Source organism: Endothiovibrio diazotrophicus (assembly GCF_054657215.1).
The window spans coordinates 1-17,264 of sequence record NZ_BAAHXB010000017.1 but is presented as its reverse complement, the minus strand read 5'-3'; the positions used below and the strand labels follow the sequence as shown (position 1 = coordinate 17,264).

The following is a 17,264-nucleotide window of genomic DNA, read 5'->3' as shown; positions in this document are numbered from 1 at the left end:
CATATCGGGTAGCGGTCAGCGGCCGAGGATGATCGGCAGTCCATCCTCTCCCGCGCCGATCACCACCACCTTGGCGTTCTCCGAGGTCGACAGCTCGCGGGTCGCCTCGATGCCCTTCCAGCGCAGCTGCTTGTCGTCGAGGGTCTCGGCGATGGTCTTCTGGTAGTCGCGGATCCCCTCGGCCTCGATCTTCTTGCGCGCCGCCTCCTGGCGCGCGCGCTTGAGCTTGAACTCGTAGGCCAGCTCCTTCTGCTCCTCGACCAGCTTCTCCTCGATCGCGCCGCGGACGTCCTCGGGCAGCTCGACGGTGCGGATGATGATGTCGTCGATGACCACGAACTTGCGGCTCACCTCCTCGATGGCGCGCAGGATGATGTCGTTGAGGATGCCGCCCTTGTTGCTGTAGACCACCTCCGGGTCCTGCTTGCCGATGTTCTTACGCAGCACCGACTCGATCTGCGGGATGACGATGGTATCGACGTAGTACTGTCCCACCTGCTGGTGCATCACGCCGAGCATGTCGTACTGCGGGCGGTAGCGCACCGCCAGGGTCAGGGTGATCGGCAGGCCGCGGTTGGTGAGGATGCGGAACTCGTGGCGCTTGGTCTGGATGCGCGTGTTGTAGACGTACATCCGGTTCCACGGCGCCACGAAGTGCAGCCCCTCGCCGAAGACCTGATCGGTAACCGTGCCGCCGAAGAACAACCGGTAGAGCACCGCCCCTTCGCCCGGCCCGACGATCACCAGGATCGACTTGAAGTAGAAGATGAAGACCAGCAGGAAGATGATCAGCGCGACGATGATGTAGTGGGCGCGCGCCATCACCTTCTCATGCAGGCGGAACAGCCAGTTCATTTTCATTCGGGATCGTCTCCTGAGGGACTGCCGGCGGGGGAGATGAAAGGGTCGGCGGACGGTTTCAGCCGGCGGAGCCGACCGACGTCCAGTTCCACCAACTGGTCGCACAGATCGAAATAGCGGTCGTCGTGGGTCACCGCGATGACCGTCTTGCCTTGACGCTTGAGCATCGGCAGCAGCTCACGGTAGAAATAGTCGCGAAACTCCGGATCCTGGTCGGCCGCCCACTCGTCGAAGACATAGACCGGCACCTCTTCGAGCATGCAGGCCGCGAGGGCCACGCGCTTCTTCTGGCCGGTGGAGAGGTCGAGACGGGAGAATCCGTCGGCGTCGCTGTAACGCACCTTGTGGTCGATGGCGAGGACCTGGAGAAAGCCGTTGAGCCGCGCCTCGTCCACCTCGGCGACGCCGTAGATGCGATCGAACAGGTGGAAATCGCTGAAGATGATAGCGAACAGCAGACGCCGCCGGGCCTGCGGAATCGCCTCGCCGTCCACCAGGATCTCCCCCGCATCGAGCGGGTAGAGCCCGGTGAGCATCTTCATCAGGGTAGACTTCCCGCTGCCGTTGCCGCCGACGATGAAGGTGATGGTGCCGGCCTCGATGCGCCAGTCGATGGGACCGACGCCGAAACCGGTGCGACCGTCGCTGCCGGTGTAGTGATACACCGCGCCGTGGAATTCGATCGAACGGTGCAGGGACGGCGGGGTAAGGGTGGCCTCCTCGCCCTCGCTCGGCCGCGCCGCCGCGGCGCGGGTGAGGATTTCGCGCACCTGGTGGAGACGCCCGGCCGCCTGGTTGGCCCGCGCCACCACCGGAGAGTCGCGCATCATCGTGGCGATCGGCATCAGGCAGAGGATGACGATGGCGCGCACCTCGACGCTCGCCTCCACGCTGGCGATCAGCGGCAGGATGAAGACGATGAGCGTGCCGGAGAGCAGGATGGCGCTGTCGGCGAGCAGGAAGTTGGCGGCGTAGGCCTGCCCGCGGGCGGTGTTGGAGCGCCGCAGCTCGTCGGCGTTGCGGCGGAAGCCCTGCTCGAAGAAGCGCTCGCCCTTGGGCCGGTGCAACTTGATCTCCTTGAACCCGGCGACGATCCCCATCACCGCCTCGAAGTAGCCGCTCTCGCACGCCTCGCCGGCCGCCTCCAAGCGGCGCGCGCGCTCGAAGTTGTAGAGGTAGGCGATGCTGAGAGCGGCGAACACGCAGAGCACGATCAGCCCGGCGGGAATCGACAGCCACAACAGGTAGGATAAGAAGATCAGCAGCAACGTCGCCATATAGAGGAGGTTGGCGAGGATCTCCGCCGCCTCCGCCACCACCTGGGTATCCACCGCCAGGGAGCCGAAGACCTCGCTGCGGCCGATGCGCTCGTACTCGGGCAGTTCGATGCGCAGCAGGGCGCCGATGATCTCCACCCGGAAGCGGTGGGTCAGCTCGGCGAGCCACGCCGCGGTATCGACGAAGGTCTTGCGCCGCGCGATCAGGATCAGACCGAGCAGCACGAGAAAGGCCAGCGGGATGCGCTCATCGACCTGCCCCACCAGGGCCAGATCGACGGCGTGGACCAGCATGATCGCCATCAGGCAGTCGGCGGCGGCGCCCATCACGGTGGCGCGCAGCAGCCGCTTGAGCCACGCGTCACCGCTCTCGGTCAGCAACCGGATCAGGCGCATACGCCCCCCTGCGGGAGGTCGGTGATCCGCCCCAGCTCCATGTGGATCACCCGGTCGGCGCGGTGGAAGTAACGGTCGTCATGGGTCACCGCGATGACGGTGCGGCCTTCGGCCTTCAGCTGCGGCAACAGTTGGTGGTAGAAGTAGCGGCGGAACCCCGGATCCTGGTCCGCCGTCCACTCGTCGAAGATCAGCACCGGGCGCTGTTCGAGACAGGCGGCGATCAGCGCCAGCCGCTTGCGCTGGCCGGTGGAGAGGCGGGTAGTACTGAAGCGGTCGCCCTCCAGGCGGGTCTTGCCGCTCAGTTGGAGGTCCTGCAGCAGCCCCTCCGCCAAGCCGTGGTCGATCCGCTCGACGCCGTAGAGCCGATCGAACAGGTGGTAGTCGGTGAACACCGCCGAGTAGAGCGGTCGCAGGTCGGCCGCCTCGACCGGCGCACCGTTGAGCAGCAGCTCCCCCTCGTCGGCGCGGTAGAGACCGGTGAGCAGCTTGAGCAGCGTCGACTTGCCGCTGCCGTTGGCCCCGACCACGAAGAGCGTCTCGCCGCGACGCACGGTGAGGTCGATGGGACCCACCGAGAAGTGGGAGTCGCCACGGCGCGGGTAGTGAAAGCGGACCTCGCGCAGCTCGAACGCCTCGAATTCGGCCTCCGCCCCGGCGCCGGCGGCAGGCAGCTCCGCCAGCTCCTGCTCCAGTTCATCGAGCCGGCGCAGCGCGGCCCGGCTGCGCATCAGGTAGGGGATGTAGGAGAACAGGCCGATGATGTGCTCCCACAGGTAGTAGGTAACGCTGAGCAGCAGCACCACACCGGTGATCACGTCCATCTGGGTCAACCCCAGCGCGACGGTGCCGAGGATGGCGTAGATGCACAGGTCGAGCAGCACCATGCCCCAGGCCGAGTGGCGCCCCAGCTCCCGGCGCCGTTCCAGCGCCTCCTCGGAAGCGGGCAGGAAGAAGCGGTGGTAGAGCTCGCGCGCCTTGGCCGGGGCCACCTTGAGCTCGTTGAACCCCTCCAGGATGTGCCGGGTGATGCCGAAGAAGCGCTCCTCGGCGGCGCTCGCCGCCGCCGCCACCGCCTCCTGGCGGCGGTGCCCCGGTCGGTACGCCCAGATGGAGAGGGTGACGATCCCGGCCATGGCGCAGAAACCAATCGGCGAGACCGACAGCACGTAGAGCAGGCAGGCCGCGAGCAGTGCGATGATCTGCAGCGAGAGCACCGCGATCCAGGCGGCCGAGGAGAGGGTGGCGGTATCCCGCGTCAGGCGGGCGTGGATGCGATCGGCGCCGATGCGCTCGATGTCCTGGAGTTCGGCATCGCGCAGCCTCAGCGCGATGCGCATGGCGATATCCGAGGCGGTGCTCTCCGCCATGGCGACCGCCCGGCGCAGCGCCACCTGCTTGCATAGGGAGAAGGCGAGGATGGATGCCAGTGCGTAGTAGAGGTGGTGGGGATGCTCCACCCCGGTGCGGGCCCCCTCCGCGCCGTCGGTGACCAGCACCAGGGCGCTGGCCTGGAACAGCGCGGCCAACAGCGAAAGGACGATGATCAGCGCGGTCTCATGGGGGGATTCCCTGAGGAACAGCCCGAAGAAACCACCTTTGAAATCCGTCATGGGGAGGGGGGACCAAGCGGCAGGGAAGACATCGAAAGGGGGCAACCGAGGCCGCCCCCTTAGGGCCCGCGAAAGAATAACTTCCGGTTTTGGGGCGTTGAGACGCCCGTCCGGCAAGGCGCGCAAAGGGGCGCATACTTGCCGTAGGCAACCCTTTGCGCAACGCCGCCGGACGGAGCGGATCGGCGTTCCAAAACCGCAAGTTATTCTTTCGCGGGCCCTTAGGGCTAGCGAAAGAGCGGAGAGTCGCCGCTTAGCTGGCCTTGGCCGCCGCCGCGACGTCCTTGCCCTCTTCCACCGCGCTCTTGAGGTCTTCGCGGTACTGGGCGGGGTCGAGGTCGTCGAGGGTGCCGTTCTTCTCGAAGTGGCTGATGAACACCCGGCCGACGGCGTAGGTGAGCGCGCCGCCGAGGATCGACATGCTGGCGCCACCGGCGAGCGAACCGAAGCCGGGGATGATCTTGACCACGCTGGCCAGGGAAACGGTCGCCACGGTGGGCAGGATGCCGCCGATCAGCGAGGTGATGATGGAGCGGCCGACCTTCTCCTTGAACGGCACGCCGTACTCGTTGCACAGGCTGTGAACCATCTTCATCTGGATACCGATCAGGGCCGCCACGTCGAGGACGGGCACCGGCACCAGGCCGACCGCCATGGAGGCGATGACGTAGCTCTTCACCGTGTTGAGGGCGGGTTCCCGATGCATGGATACGTCCGCAGCGGCGGGCGAAACGGTGCTCTCGGTGGCGGAATTGGCAGTGGTGGTCATGACGAACGCTTCTCCTTGAAACAAAACTTGGGGTGGGCGGCACACGGGGCCCGACGCAGGGGATCCGCGCGGATTCCATGGCGATCGAACAGTCGTTGGCGCGGCCTATTATCCGAAGCGGGTGATTTCGAATCAATGGTCCACCGGGATTTTTTTGAAAATAGATACCACTTCGCCGATCGGTCGCGAATAAGTGGTCATAATAACGCAGAAAACCCGGCTGAAACGGCGCTTAAAGGCTCCTCGGCGTGTTATTTCCTGTTCATCTCTTGTTCATTTCTTGTCATGAAAGACGCCCTCCACCACATCGCTTGGTGGGGGGGCGAGCGCTTCCGCCGAGAACCATTAATTTATTTCGACTACCGACAATTCAAAACGCCACATTCGAGCCGTATAAAAGGCATAAATAGTCTTGACTCGCAACCGCCGTGACCGCTCTTTTCCCGGCTCAACTTCCGAGGCATGCGGCGGCGGTGAAACCTCGCCCTCATTCCGTCGCGGCGGCGTCTCCCTCCCGTGCCGCGACCGCCACCCCCCGCCCCTCCACGAAGGCGTCGCGAAGCCGGTCACGATAGCGGTCGGGCGCGAAGTCGATCAGCGTCCCGCCGCGCTCGAAATGGTGGATGAACACCTTGCCGACGGCGTAGCTGAGGGCACCGCCGAGGATCGCCATGCTGGCACCACCGGCGAGCGTGCCGAAACCGGGGAGGATCTTGATGATGCTGGCCAGCGAGGCGGTGGTCGCCGTCGGCAACATGCCGCCGATCAACGAGGCGATGAGCGAACGACCGAGATTCTCCCTGAAGGGAACCCCGTACTCGTTGCACAGCGCGTGGACCATCTTCACTTGGACCCCCACCAGGGCCACCACATCGAACAGCGGCAGCGGCACCAGGCCGATGGCCATGGAGGCGATGACGTGAGTCTTGACGATGCCGCCGGAGGCCCCCGGAGTACCGGGCTCGAGCCGCACCATCGCGCCGGGGTGAACGCCGCCCCGAAACGCGGAGCCCTCTGTGCTGCCGACAATCTTTTTCATGAACGATCCGATCTCCCGATTCGAGTGCGGCGGCATTGTCCGGGAGGCCGCCCGCCCGAGCGAGCAAGTCGCCCCCGGGGCCGCAAAGAAGCGCGCACTATGCAAGATGTAGTGGAGCGGAATCAACCGACCGGTCAAATGTCTGCCGGGCGATGGGGGATCGGGTCACGGAAACGAGAGAACGGAGGGCCGGAGAGCGCTCGCTGCAAAAGCAACACCGCCCCCGAAAAAAGACGGGGGCGGCGTTGGGGACGCGCAATCGGCGGATCAGGCGAAGGCGGGGCTGAAGCTCTCCGCCGGCACCGGGCCGTCGGCGTTCCAGTAGGGCGACAGCTTGCGCAGACGCTCGATGATCGGCGGTACCGCGGCGATCACCCGCTCCACCTCCTCCATCTTGTTGAAGCGGCTGAAGGAGAAGCGCACCGAACCGTGGGCGGCGGTATACGGGATGCCCATGGCGCGCATCACATGGGAGGGCTCCAGCGAGCCGGAGGTGCAGGCCGAGCCGCTGGAGGCGGCGATACCGCCATGGTTGAGCATCAGCAGGATCGCCTCGCCCTCGATGTACTCGAAGGCGATGTTGGCGGTGTTGGGCACCCGGTTGGCCGGGTCGCCGGTGACGAAGGCGTGGCTGATCTGGGAGAGGATCCCCTCCTCCAGCCGGTCGCGCATCTTGGAGACGCGGCAGACGCCGTTGGTCAGGTAGTCCTGGGCCAGCTCGGCGGCAATCCCGAGGCCGACGATCGAGGCGGCGTTCTCGGTGCCGGCGCGGCGCCCGCGCTCCTGGTGGCCGCCGCGCAGCAGCGGGCGGAAGCGGGTGCCGCGGCGCAGGTAGAGGGCGCCGACCCCCTTCGGAGCGTGCAGCTTGTGGCCGGAGAGGGAGAGCATGTCGACCTTGGTGCCGTGGATCTCGATCGGCACCTTGCCCACCGCCTGCACCGCATCACTGTGGAACATCACCCCCTTGGCGTGGGCCAGCTCGGCCATCTCCTCCACCGGGAAGAGGGTGCCGGTCTCGTTGTTGGCCCACATGATCGAGGCGATCGCCACCTGGTCGGAGAGCGCCGCCTTGTACTGATCCAGGTCGATGCGCCCCTGGCCGTCCACCTCGATGCGGTGGATGGTGTAGCCCTTCTTCTCCAGGTGCTCGCAGACGGTGAGGATCGCCGGGTGCTCGACCACCGAGGTGATGATCTCCTTGCGTTCGGGCTGCGCCTCGAGGGCGGAGAGCAGCGCGGTGGAGTTGGCCTCGGTGCCGCAGGAGGTGAAGACGATCTCGTCGTCGCGCTCGGCGCCGACCAGCCGCTGCACCTGGCTGCGCGCCTCCTTGAGGGCGCGACCGACCTTGTCGCCGAAGCGGTGCATCGAGGAGGGGTTGCCGAACTGCTCGGTGAAGAAGGGCAGCATCGCCTCCACCACCTGCGGGTCGACCATGGTGGTGGCGTTGTTGTCGAGATAGATGTCGTCGCTCATGGCGAGCTCCTTGAAGAGTAAGATTTATCCGCAAATGAACGCGAATAAACGCAAAGGAGGGAATTGCGCCTGCGGCGCAGCAAACAAGAGGAGAGACGCTCCGCTCAATGAACTAGAACACGCAGGAGATGCTTTGCGTCCCATTTGCGTTCATTCGCGTTCATTTGCGGAAAACTCTTCGACTCTTAGGCGATCTTGCCCATCAGGGCGGCGGGGAGGACCTTGACCGGCTCGCCCAGCTCCTCGATCAGCCGCTGCTGGATCCCCTGCAGGGTCATCTGTGCCATCTGGCAGCCGGAACAGGCGCCGGTGAGGTTGACGAAGATCTTGTCGCCGTCCACCTCGACCAGCTCGACGTCGCCGTGGTCGCGCTGGAGCTGCGGGCGCAGCGATTCGAGCACCAGTTCGATACGGCGCATGCGCTGTACGCTGGTCAGCTGGGCCGGGGCCGGCTCGGGCTCCGGCTCGGGCATCTCTTCGAGGCAGTAGGCGAGGATCTCCTCGATCTTCTCGTGGCACGAGGAGCAGCCGCCACCGGCCTTGGTGTAGTTGGTCACCTCCTCCAGGGTGGTCAGCCGGTTGGCCTTCACCGTCTCGGCGATCATCACCTCGTCGATGCCGAAGCACTTGCAGACCAGCGCCCCCTCCTCGTGGTCGTCGTGCCACTCCTCGCCGCGGTAGTTGGCCACCGCCGCCTGCAGCGCCTCGCGGCCCATCACCGAGCAGTGCATCTTCTCCGGGGGCAGCCCCTCCAGAAAGTCGGCGATGTCCTGGTTGGAGACGTTCAGCGCCTCGTCGAGCTTCATCCCCTTGATGATCTCGGTCAGCGCGGAACTCGAAGCGATGGCCGAGCCGCAGCCGAAGGTCTGGAAGCCGGCATCGATGATGGTCTCGTTCTCCGGGTCCACCTTGAGGGTGAGGCGCAGCGCGTCACCACAGGAGATGGAGCCCACCTCGCCCACCGCGTTGGCGTCCTCCACCGCACCGGCGTTGCGCGGGTTGAAGAAGTGCTCTTTGACCGTTTCGGAGTAATCCCACATGGCGACGACCTCATAATAAGTTGAATTCTGGCGCGAAAAACAGAAAAGACAGAAAAGAGAAGATCCCTTTCCCTCTCGGGTGCAGGCGTTGTGCCACCCGGCCGACATGGCGTAACTCGTTGATCTGAAAAACACTCAATCGCTCTCCCAGCACAATACTTGAGTATTTATGTCGACGACGGTGGAACGCTTTGTAGGCTTTGCGACAGATACGTCCGGTCCGCGCGTCCCGTTGCGATGTCGCCCCCCGCCTCCCCACCCGTTCGCTTCGGACCGGAGGTCGGGGCTACCGGGCATCACGGGTGAAGATTCGGTAATATCCGGTTAGCCTTTTCAGAAGGGGTCAGGAACGAACCGCGGAGCCAGCTCCCCGCCCGGGTAGCCAAAAGTCAGGCGTTCCGTCCCCTCGTACATCGTTCCTCGACCGGACGAGGCCGCACCATGCTCCTGCTGTTACTGCTCTTCACCCTCCCCGCCCTGGCCGCCCCGCCGAGCCCGGTACTGCTTGGCTTCGACGGCGCCTACGGACTCCACAACAGCACCTCCGCCCGGGCCATCGAGCAGGGCATGCGCGTCGCCATCGACGAGATCAACGCCGCCGGCGGAGTGCTCGGCGGGCGCCCGCTGGCGCTGATCACCAGCGACAATCGCTCGGTACCGGCCCGCGGCATCGACAACATCCGCGCCTTCGCCCAACAGCAGGACCTGGTGGCGGTGTTCGGCGGTCGCTTCAGCCCGGTGCTCCTGCAGCAGCTTCCCGTGGTGCATGGCGAGAAGGTGATCCTCGCCGACGTGTGGGGCTCGGCCGACCGCATCACCGATCACGACTACCACCCCAGCTACACCTTCCGTCTCTCGTTGCGCGACGCCTACGCGATGCCGACGATGCTCCGCCACGCGACCGCCAAGGGGGCCGCGCGGGTCGGCCTGCTGCTCCCCAACACCGGCTGGGGCCGCAGCAACGAGGCCGCCGCACGCCGCTTCTCCGCCATCCACCCGCGCCCCGCGATCACCACCTACCAGTGGTACAACTGGGGCGAGGAGAGCCTGCTGCATCAGTTGCGCGCGCTGCGCGCCGCCGGCGCCGAGGCGTTGGTGGTGGTGGCCAACGACGTCGAGGGCTCGATCCTGGTGCGCGAAATGGCCGCCCTGCCGCCCGCCGAGCGGATGCCGATCATCAGCCACTGGGGGGTCACCGGCGGCCACTTCGTGGAGAATTGCGGAGCCGCCCTCCACCAAGTGGACTTCTCGGTGGTCCAGACCTTCAGCCTGTTCCGCGCCGATCCGACGATCCGGGAACGGGTGATGGCCGCCGCCAAGCGGCTGTTCGAGATCACCGCACCGGAGCAGGTGGAGGCGCCGGTGGGCTTCGGCCACGCCTACGACATGGTCCACCTGCTGGCACGGGCGATCGACGCCGCCGACACCACCGACCGCCCGGCGGTGCGCGACGCCCTGGAGCGCATCGGCGACTACCACGGCCTGGTCCGTGACTATCACCACCCCTTCGGCCCCGACGACCACGACGCCCTCGACCCCGAAGACGTCTTCATGGCCCACTACGACGAGCACGGGGTGCTCCGCCCGCTCCCCTGAGCCGGCCGTCCGTCGCCCCGTCCCGATGCGCCGCAGCCTCGCCTACACCATCGCCGCCGGCACCGCCCTGGTGACCGCGCTGTTCGTGCTGGTCCTGCTCTACCTCTCCGAACAGGCGATGGAGCGGGTGGTGCGCCGGCAGGTGGCGCAACTGCTCGCCGACACCGCCGACGAACTGCAACATACCGCCCTCGACAAGCTCTCCAAGCTGCGCGACGACCTGGCGCGGCTCGCCGGCAACACCCTGATCGCCAACGCCCTGGTCGATGACGTCGGCCGCGAGCTCTACCTGCGCTCCTTCCTCCAGGGCTACCGGGTGGTGGACGACATCCCGCTGGCGGTGATCGTCACCAACTATCGCGGCGCCGCGATCGCCGACAACCGCCCCGACTGGCCGAAGCCCCGGCAGCTCACCGAGTGGGCGGCCGCGGTGGTCGCCGACAACCGCCCGGCGGTGCGCCTGGTGCGCGTCGATGGGGCGGACTACGCGCTGTTCGGGGCGCCGGTGATCTACGCCAACACCGGCACCGCCGAGGGGGCGCTGCTGTTCCAGATCCGCCTGGCGGACCTCACCGGCTCCAAGGAGATGCGCCGCCACTGGATCTACTCCGGCCGGATCGAGGGCATCGACCTCACCCTCCACGACCTCACCGACGGCACCGTCGCCACCCTGAGCGAGCAGCGCCCCCGCCGCCCCGCCGCCACGCCGGCCGCCGGCGAGACCGCCTTCGCGGGCCTCGCGGTTCGCGCCCACCTCCACGGCGAGCCGCAGCTGCTGGAACGGGAGGTGGCGGCGCTGCGCAACGACTACCTCCTGCTGGCGCTGCTCGGACTGCTCGCCGCAGCGCTCGCCGGCGGCCTGCTGGCGCGACTGCTCAGCCGACGCATCGCCCGGCTGGCCGCCGACACCCGCCGCCTGATCCGCGCCGACGAGCCGGTGGCCCGCCTCCAGGTCGAGGGAAGCGACGAGGTGGCGCAACTGGCCAGCGCCTTCAACACCGCGCTGGACCAGTTGGAACTCGCCCAGAACGACGCCCGCGCCCACGCCGAACACGCCCTCGCCCTGCAGCGGGACAAATACCGCGGGGTGGTCGACCGTGCCGGCGAGGCGCTGCTGATCTTCGATGCGGAGGGAGGGATCCGCGAGGCCAATGCGGCGGCGGCGAAGCTGCTCGGCTATCGCCCCGAGCGATTGGAGCGGTTGGGCTTCGCCGACCTTTTCGACGCCGCCGACCAGAACCCGACCCCGCCGACCGCCCCCACTACCTTCGAGACCGAACTGCGCGCCGCCGACGGCAGCCCCCTGGCGGTGGAGGTCAACGCCGGCCGGCTGACCATCGACGACCGCCCCCACCTGCTCTGGCTGCTGCGCGACGTCGGCGAGCGGCGCGCCATGCAACGCGCGCTGATCGGCGCCAAGGAGGAGGCCGAACGGGCGAGCCGCGCCAAGAGCGCTTTCCTCGCCACCATGAGCCACGAGATCCGCACCCCGATGAACGCCATCCTCGGGGTGGCCGACCTGCTCGCCGAGACGCCGCTGGACGAGGAGCAGGAGCACTACGTGGCGATGTTCGCCAGCGCCGGCGAGAACCTGCTGCAGATCATCAACGACATCCTCGACATCTCCAAGATCGAGGCCGGCCAGGTGGAGCTGGAACGGCGCCCGTTCTCGCTCGCCAGGAACGCCGCCGACGCCGTGGAGATCGTCCGCGGGCGGGCCCACGGGAAGGGGCTGAAACTGATCACCTTCGGCTTCGAAGCCCTCCCCGAGCGAGTGGTGGGGGACCCGGTCCGGCTGCGTCAGGTACTGATCAACCTGCTCGGCAACGCGGTGAAATTCACCGAACGGGGCTGCGTCGCCCTGCTCGCCGACGGCAGCCCGCTGGGCGAGGAGCGCTGGCGACTCACCTTCTACGTGGTCGACACCGGCATCGGCATCTCCGCCGAGCAGCGCGAGCGGGTGTTTCAGGAGTTCACCCAGGCCGACTCCACGATCACCCGGCGTTTCGGCGGCACCGGCCTCGGCCTGGCCATCTGCCGGCGGCTGGCGGGGCTGATGGGGGGGAGCCTGTCGCTGCACAGCCGCGAGGGGCACGGCACCACCTTCCGCTTCACCGTCGAGCTGGAGGGCAGCTCCGAAGGGGACGCGGAGGGCCCGGCTGAAGCGCTCACCGGGCGCCACATCCTCACCCTCCACGACCACCCGATCCACCGCGACTTCTACGAGAGCAGTCTGGCCGCCTGGGGGGCCGAGGTGACCCCGGTGGAGCAGCCGCAGGGGTTCGCCCGACGCTGCCTGGAGGAGTGGGCGCGGCGCCCCTTCGACCTCCTCTTCATCCACCACGAACGGCTCGACCGCGGGGCGCTGCTCGACGAGCTGCGGGCGCTGCGCGCCGCCCCCGAACTGACCGGGCTCTCGATCATCCTCTGCGGTACCCTGCATGGCCGCGACGAGCTGGCACCGCTGCACGCCCTCGACGTGGTCTTCCTCCCCGACCGCCACGACGACCAGTTGCTCGCCCGCGGCATGCGCCTGGCGCTCAACCGGGAGGCGCGACACCGCGAGCGGCGCACCGTCGATCCCGCAACCACCGCCGGCATGCGAGTGCTGCTCGCCGACGACAGCACCGACAACGTGGAGCTGTTCCGCGCCTTCGTCGCCCGCCAGGGGATCGAGCTGGTGGTGGCGGGTGACGGCGAGGAGGCGGTAGGGCACTACCTGGAGTACGACGGCGCCTTCGATCTGGTGCTGATGGACATCGAGATGCCACGCAAGGACGGCTACGGCGCCACCCGCGAGATCCGCCAATGGGAGCGTTTCCACCGCCGGCCGCGGCGACCGATCCTCGCCCTCACCGCCCACGCCCTGGAGGAGCACGTCGCCCTCTCCCGCGAGGCGGGCTGCGACGAGCATCTGGCAAAACCGCTGAAGAAGCAGGCGCTGCTCGAAGCGCTGGCGCGCTACGCGCCGCCAAAGCGGTGACCGTTCGCGACGACGCTCCGATCAGTCGGCGGGCGCTCCCCCTGGTTACCACGCTCCGCGTGGTAACCCGATCTCCACACCGGCACCGCCCTCGCCGATGGACGCTCCGCGTCGGCCCCACGACAAACAACACCACCGTGCCCGAGCCCGGACGCAGAGCGTCCAGGGACCCCGGTTACGACGCAGAGCATCCAGGGACCCGGTTACGACGCAGAGCGCCAGGGACCCGGTTACGACGCAGAGCGCCAGGGACCCGGTTACGACGCAGAGCGCCAGGGACCCGGTTACGACGCAGAGCGTCGTAACCAGAAAACCACAAAACAAAAAAAGGCGCCGAAGGGGCCGCTGCGGCCCCCTCGACGCCCTTGCTGCCGGCGACGCCGCGGATTACTCCACGCCGTACTCCACCCGCAGGTCCTCATCGCGCACGATCATCTGACAGGCCAGCCGCCACGGGTGGTCCATGTCGGTGACCGCCATCTCGTCGACCTGCTCCTGGGTGATCTTGCCGAGGCCCTTGAGCACGGTGATCTCCTTGTCGGTGAGCGGGCCGCCCTTCTCCTTGCCGTCGGAGAGGTGGGTGACCTTCACCAGGCAGGTGCCGCACTCGCCATCCTGGCAGTTGAAGGCGATCGGGATCTTGTTCTCCTTGGCGATCTTGAGGATGGTGTCGGTGTGACTACCGGCCACCGCGTAGACGGTCTTGTCCTTGTACTCGGGATGGCTGAAGGTGATGTTGGCCATGTGGGAACCTCCTCGGGATTAAGCCGGTTTGACGGTGCAGTCGCCCAGGACCTGGGCCTGACAGGCGATGCGGTGATTGCGGCCGGCACTCGCCTCGCGCAGCAGCTTGTCCTCCAGCACCGACGGCGAGGTGAGGTTGTTGGCGCCCTCCACCACCTCCATCAGGCAGGTCCCGCAATCACCCTCGCGGCAGCCGTAGATGATCGCGCTGCCCACCTTCTCGGAAAGCTCGATGACCCGGATCCCGACCGGCGCGTTGACCGTCACGCCGATGTCGGCGAATGTCACTTTTGCCTTAGGCATGAGATGCCTCCTTAATATGTGAATGCTTCGAAACAGGTCCCGCCGGACGCAGGACCGCCTCCCTTAGATCAACTTGCATGCCAATCACGACGGCCGGCCAAGAGCTTGAAATTCCAATTCATTGCGCGCTCTGATTCGGCGCAATCCGGGGATAGTCCGGACATTTGTAAGGTTAATGACAGCCCGACCCACGTTGCCCTCCCCTCCCCGTGATGGGAAAATTCCCGATTCAACTGCCGCGGCAGACACGGAACGCGACCACCCGATACGGAATACCGCCCCATGAAGCAACTGAGCCTGAAATCCCGTTTCACCCTCTATCTGAGCGCCATCGGTCTGCTCTCGCTGCTGATCGGCCTGACCTACTTCCTCGCCGTCCGTGGCGAGCTGGTCGCCAGGGCGATCGAGGGACGCGAAGAGCTGCTGCTCGCCGCGATGGAGGAGAAGATGGACGAAAAGCGCGACATCGGCGTCACCAACGCCATCGCGCTGTCGATGAACGGCGAACTCCGGGAGGCCCTGCGCAACAACGACCGCCAAGCGGCCGTCGACGTGCTGGCGCGGGTCCACGACACCTACAAGGCCAACTCCAACTTCAAGGGCATCCGCGTCCACCTCCAGGACCGGGAGGGGCGCTCGTTCGTACGCAGTTGGGATCCGCAGCGCTTCGGCGACCCGCTGCGCGCGACCCGCCCCGGCATCGACCGGGTGATCCGCGACCACAAGGTGGTGGTGAACTTCGAGAACGGCGACACCGGCATGCGCATCCGCGCCATCGCCCCGGTGATGGCGGGGAGTGAATACCTCGGCTCCATCGAGTTCATCCAGGGGGTCGGCAGCGTCAGCCGCGACTTCGAGAAGCTCGGCCGGCGCTACATCCTGCTGCTCGACCCGCAGGCGGTCGCAAGCGGGCTCGACGGCAACCCGCAGGTCGGCCCCCTGACGGCGGCGAGCAAGCGCTGGTTCAGCGACGCCACGCTGGCCTTCGCCCGCAGCATCGACCTGCAGCGGCTGCGCACCGACGGGCGGGTGCTCGACCAGGAGTGGTTCGCCACCTACCGCGAGGTGAAGGACCCCAACGGCCAGGTGGTGGGCATCCACCTGGTGGGCGAACCGGCGACGGTGGCCGCCGCCGAGATCGCCGACGTGACCCGCGTCGCCCGCTCCTTCCTGATCCTCATCGTGGCGCTCACCGCGGTGATCGTCGGCATCGTCCTGCTGCTGCTCAACCGCTCCCTGATCGCCCCCATCGGCGAGGTGGTGGCCCTCCTCGGGCGCTCCGGCAACGACCTCAGCGTGCGCCTGCCGATCCGCCGGGAGGACGAACTGGGGCGGCTGTTCAGCCACGTCAACCACTTCTTCGAGCAGCTCGGCGGGGTGGTCGGCCAGGTGGGCGGGGCGATCGGCGAGCTGGGCGGGGCGACCGCGCGGATGACCGCGGTGAGCCGGCGGACCATCGACGGGGTCCAGCGCCAGCAGGCGGAGACCGACCAACTGGCCAGTGCCATGACCGAGATGGCCGCCACCGCCCAGGAGGTGGCGCGCAACGCCGCCGAGGCGGCCACCACCACCTCCCATGTGGACGACGAGGCGCGCAACGGCGGCAGCGTGGTCGGCCAGGCGATCGAGGCGATCGACGCCCTGGCCGCCGAGGTGCAGCACGCCGCCGAGGTGATCCAGCGGCTGGAGAGCGACAGCGACGCCATCGGCCGGGCCGGCGAGGTGATCCGCGAGATCGCCGAGCAGACCAACCTGCTGGCGCTCAACGCCGCCATCGAGGCGGCCCGCGCCGGTGAGCAGGGGCGCGGCTTCGCGGTGGTCGCCGACGAGGTACGCGCGCTGGCCAGCCGCACCCACGAGTCGACCCAGGAGATCCAACAGATGGTCGAGCGGTTGCAGGGCGCCGCCCGCGACGCGGTGCAGGTGATGGAGAGCGGGCGCGAGCAGGCCGCGGGCAGCGTCGCCCGGGCCAACCGCGCCGGCGAATCGCTAAAGGCGATCATCGCCGACATGGCGCGGATCACCGACATGAACGCGCAGATCGCCAGCGCCGCCGAGGAGCAGCGGGCGGTGGCCCGGGAGATGGAACAGAACGTCACCCGCATCAGCGGCATCGCCGAACAGACCGCCAACGGCGCCCACGAGACCGAGGCGGCCGAGGAGGAGCTGGAGCGGCTGGCCGAACGGCTGAAGGGGCTGGTGGGTCAGTTCCGCACCTAGCTCAGAAGATCTTCTCGATCGACGTGGCGCCTGCCGTACAGGTGTCGCAAAGGGGGTAGACGATACCCCGGGTGGTGGAGGAGAACTCCATCCGCAATCGATAGTTGATATCGCCGGAAGGTGCGGACAAGCGGGTCATCAATGTTCGTCCGGATAGCGCGCCAGGAAATCCTCCAACCGCCGACCGGTGGTGAGCTCGAACCCCTCTCCCCCCTCCATCAGCCGCTCCATGCGATCGAGACGGAAGTGGCGGAACTCATCGCGTAGCTCGCACCAGGCGACCAGCGTCCAGGTCCGCCCCCAGTAGGCGAGCCCCAGCGGCCACACCGTGCGCACCGAGCGCTCGCCGTCGGCGCGGCGGTAGTGAAAGCTCACTTTGCGCCGGGCGCGCACCGCCTGGCGCAGCAGGTGGAGGGCGTCGGCCACCGCCGCCTCGGGGCCGAACGGCGGTACCAGGAGCGCGTTGCGCGCCAGCTCCGGCAGCAGCCGCTCCGGCAGCACCGCCTCGATCCGCGCCACCGCGCGGGCCGCCGCCGCGGCGAGCAGCGGGTCGCTCCACACCTCGACCATGCGCACCCCGAGCAGCAGCGCCTCCAGCTCCTCCTCGTCGAACATCAGCGGCGGCAGCCGGAACCCCTCCATCAGCCGGTAGCCGAGCCCCGCCTCGGCGATGATCGGGATACCCGAAAGGGTGAGGTCCTGGATGTCGCGGTAGACGGTGCGCGTGGAGACCTCCAGCCGCTCGGCAAGACTGCCGGCGGTCAGCCAGCGGTCGCTACGCAGCTCCTGGATGATCCGGAACAGGCGGTCGGCGCGGCGCATAACACTATTTGCGGGCGCGTAGCGCCGCCTCCATCGCCACGCCGACCCAGCGACGCAGCTCCTCGGGTTCCTCCAGCACCTCCACCGGCACCGACCAGAAGTTCATCCGGGTGGTTTTTCCCTTCGAC

At 67.4% G+C, this 17,264-nt stretch carries 14 protein-coding genes; 3 read left to right on the top strand and 11 right to left on the bottom strand.

Features of this window, described 5'->3' with window-relative positions; genetic code table 11:
- Positions 1-15: 15 nt before the first annotated feature.
- The 7 genes from ACYQ2W_RS06805 to nifU form a co-directional block, all read right to left on the bottom strand.
- On the bottom strand, positions 16-861 hold the full coding sequence (locus ACYQ2W_RS06805; protein WP_459864572.1) for a prohibitin family protein: 846 nt from the start codon (positions 859-861) through the stop codon (positions 16-18).
- Positions 858-2,534 carry a cyclic peptide export ABC transporter gene (locus tag ACYQ2W_RS06800; protein ID WP_459864570.1) on the bottom strand — a complete coding sequence of 559 codons (1,677 nt, stop codon included), beginning with the start codon at positions 2,532-2,534 and terminating at the stop codon, positions 858-860. Before ACYQ2W_RS06800 ends, ACYQ2W_RS06805 begins: the two co-directional genes overlap by 4 nt.
- Positions 2,525-4,147, bottom strand: a complete 1,623-nt coding sequence (locus ACYQ2W_RS06795; protein WP_459864568.1) for a cyclic peptide export ABC transporter — start codon at positions 4,145-4,147, stop codon at positions 2,525-2,527. The genes ACYQ2W_RS06800 and ACYQ2W_RS06795 overlap by 10 nt, the downstream gene beginning before the upstream one ends.
- A 253-nt stretch (positions 4,148-4,400) precedes the next feature.
- Positions 4,401-4,916 (bottom strand): YcjF family protein, encoded by a 516-nt coding sequence (locus ACYQ2W_RS06790; protein WP_459864566.1) that lies wholly within the window; start codon positions 4,914-4,916, stop codon positions 4,401-4,403.
- Positions 4,917-5,403: 487 nt separating this feature from the next.
- Positions 5,404-5,955 carry a YcjF family protein gene (locus tag ACYQ2W_RS06785; RefSeq protein WP_459864564.1) on the bottom strand — a complete coding sequence of 184 codons (552 nt, stop codon included), beginning with the start codon at positions 5,953-5,955 and terminating at the stop codon, positions 5,404-5,406.
- Positions 5,956-6,222: 267 nt separating this feature from the next.
- Positions 6,223-7,428, bottom strand: a complete 1,206-nt coding sequence (gene nifS / locus ACYQ2W_RS06780; RefSeq protein WP_459864563.1) for a cysteine desulfurase NifS — start codon at positions 7,426-7,428, stop codon at positions 6,223-6,225.
- 185 nt (positions 7,429-7,613) lie between these two features.
- Positions 7,614-8,468, bottom strand: a complete 855-nt coding sequence (gene nifU / locus ACYQ2W_RS06775) for a Fe-S cluster assembly protein NifU (RefSeq protein ID WP_459864561.1) — start codon at positions 8,466-8,468, stop codon at positions 7,614-7,616.
- Between the two features lie 441 nt (positions 8,469-8,909).
- Between nifU and ACYQ2W_RS06770 the strand changes: the two genes are divergently transcribed.
- Together ACYQ2W_RS06770 and ACYQ2W_RS06765 are read left to right on the top strand one after the other, a co-directional pair.
- Entirely contained in the window at positions 8,910-10,064 is a 1,155-nt protein-coding gene (locus ACYQ2W_RS06770; RefSeq protein WP_459864559.1) for an ABC transporter substrate-binding protein, read from the top strand.
- A gap of 25 nt (positions 10,065-10,089) precedes the next feature.
- Complete coding sequence (locus ACYQ2W_RS06765; protein WP_459864557.1) at positions 10,090-13,047, top strand: hybrid sensor histidine kinase/response regulator; 2,958 nt, start codon at positions 10,090-10,092, stop codon at positions 13,045-13,047.
- 387 nt (positions 13,048-13,434) lie between these two features.
- On the opposite strand, the gene ACYQ2W_RS06760 is transcribed toward ACYQ2W_RS06765, so the two are convergent.
- On the bottom strand, positions 13,435-13,791 hold the full coding sequence (locus ACYQ2W_RS06760) for a 2Fe-2S iron-sulfur cluster-binding protein (protein ID WP_459864555.1): 357 nt from the start codon (positions 13,789-13,791) through the stop codon (positions 13,435-13,437).
- 18 nt (positions 13,792-13,809) lie between these two features.
- Positions 13,810-14,094 carry a 2Fe-2S iron-sulfur cluster-binding protein gene (locus ACYQ2W_RS06755; protein ID WP_459864553.1) on the bottom strand — a complete coding sequence of 95 codons (285 nt, stop codon included), beginning with the start codon at positions 14,092-14,094 and terminating at the stop codon, positions 13,810-13,812.
- Positions 14,095-14,376: 282 nt separating this feature from the next.
- On the opposite strand from ACYQ2W_RS06755, the gene ACYQ2W_RS06750 reads away from it, so the two are divergent.
- A complete protein-coding gene (locus ACYQ2W_RS06750) occupies positions 14,377-16,314 on the top strand; it encodes a methyl-accepting chemotaxis protein (RefSeq protein WP_459864551.1) in 1,938 nt (645 codons plus the stop codon).
- 1 nt (position 16,315) lies between these two features.
- On the opposite strand, the gene ACYQ2W_RS06745 is transcribed toward ACYQ2W_RS06750, so the two are convergent.
- Positions 16,316-16,453: a hypothetical protein gene (locus tag ACYQ2W_RS06745; RefSeq protein ID WP_459864549.1), complete on the bottom strand. Its 138-nt coding sequence runs from the start codon at positions 16,451-16,453 to the stop codon at positions 16,316-16,318.
- Positions 16,453-17,136 (bottom strand): helix-turn-helix transcriptional regulator, encoded by a 684-nt coding sequence (locus ACYQ2W_RS06740; RefSeq protein WP_459864547.1) that lies wholly within the window; start codon positions 17,134-17,136, stop codon positions 16,453-16,455. The genes ACYQ2W_RS06745 and ACYQ2W_RS06740 overlap by 1 nt, the downstream gene beginning before the upstream one ends.
- Positions 17,137-17,264 lie beyond the last annotated feature (128 nt).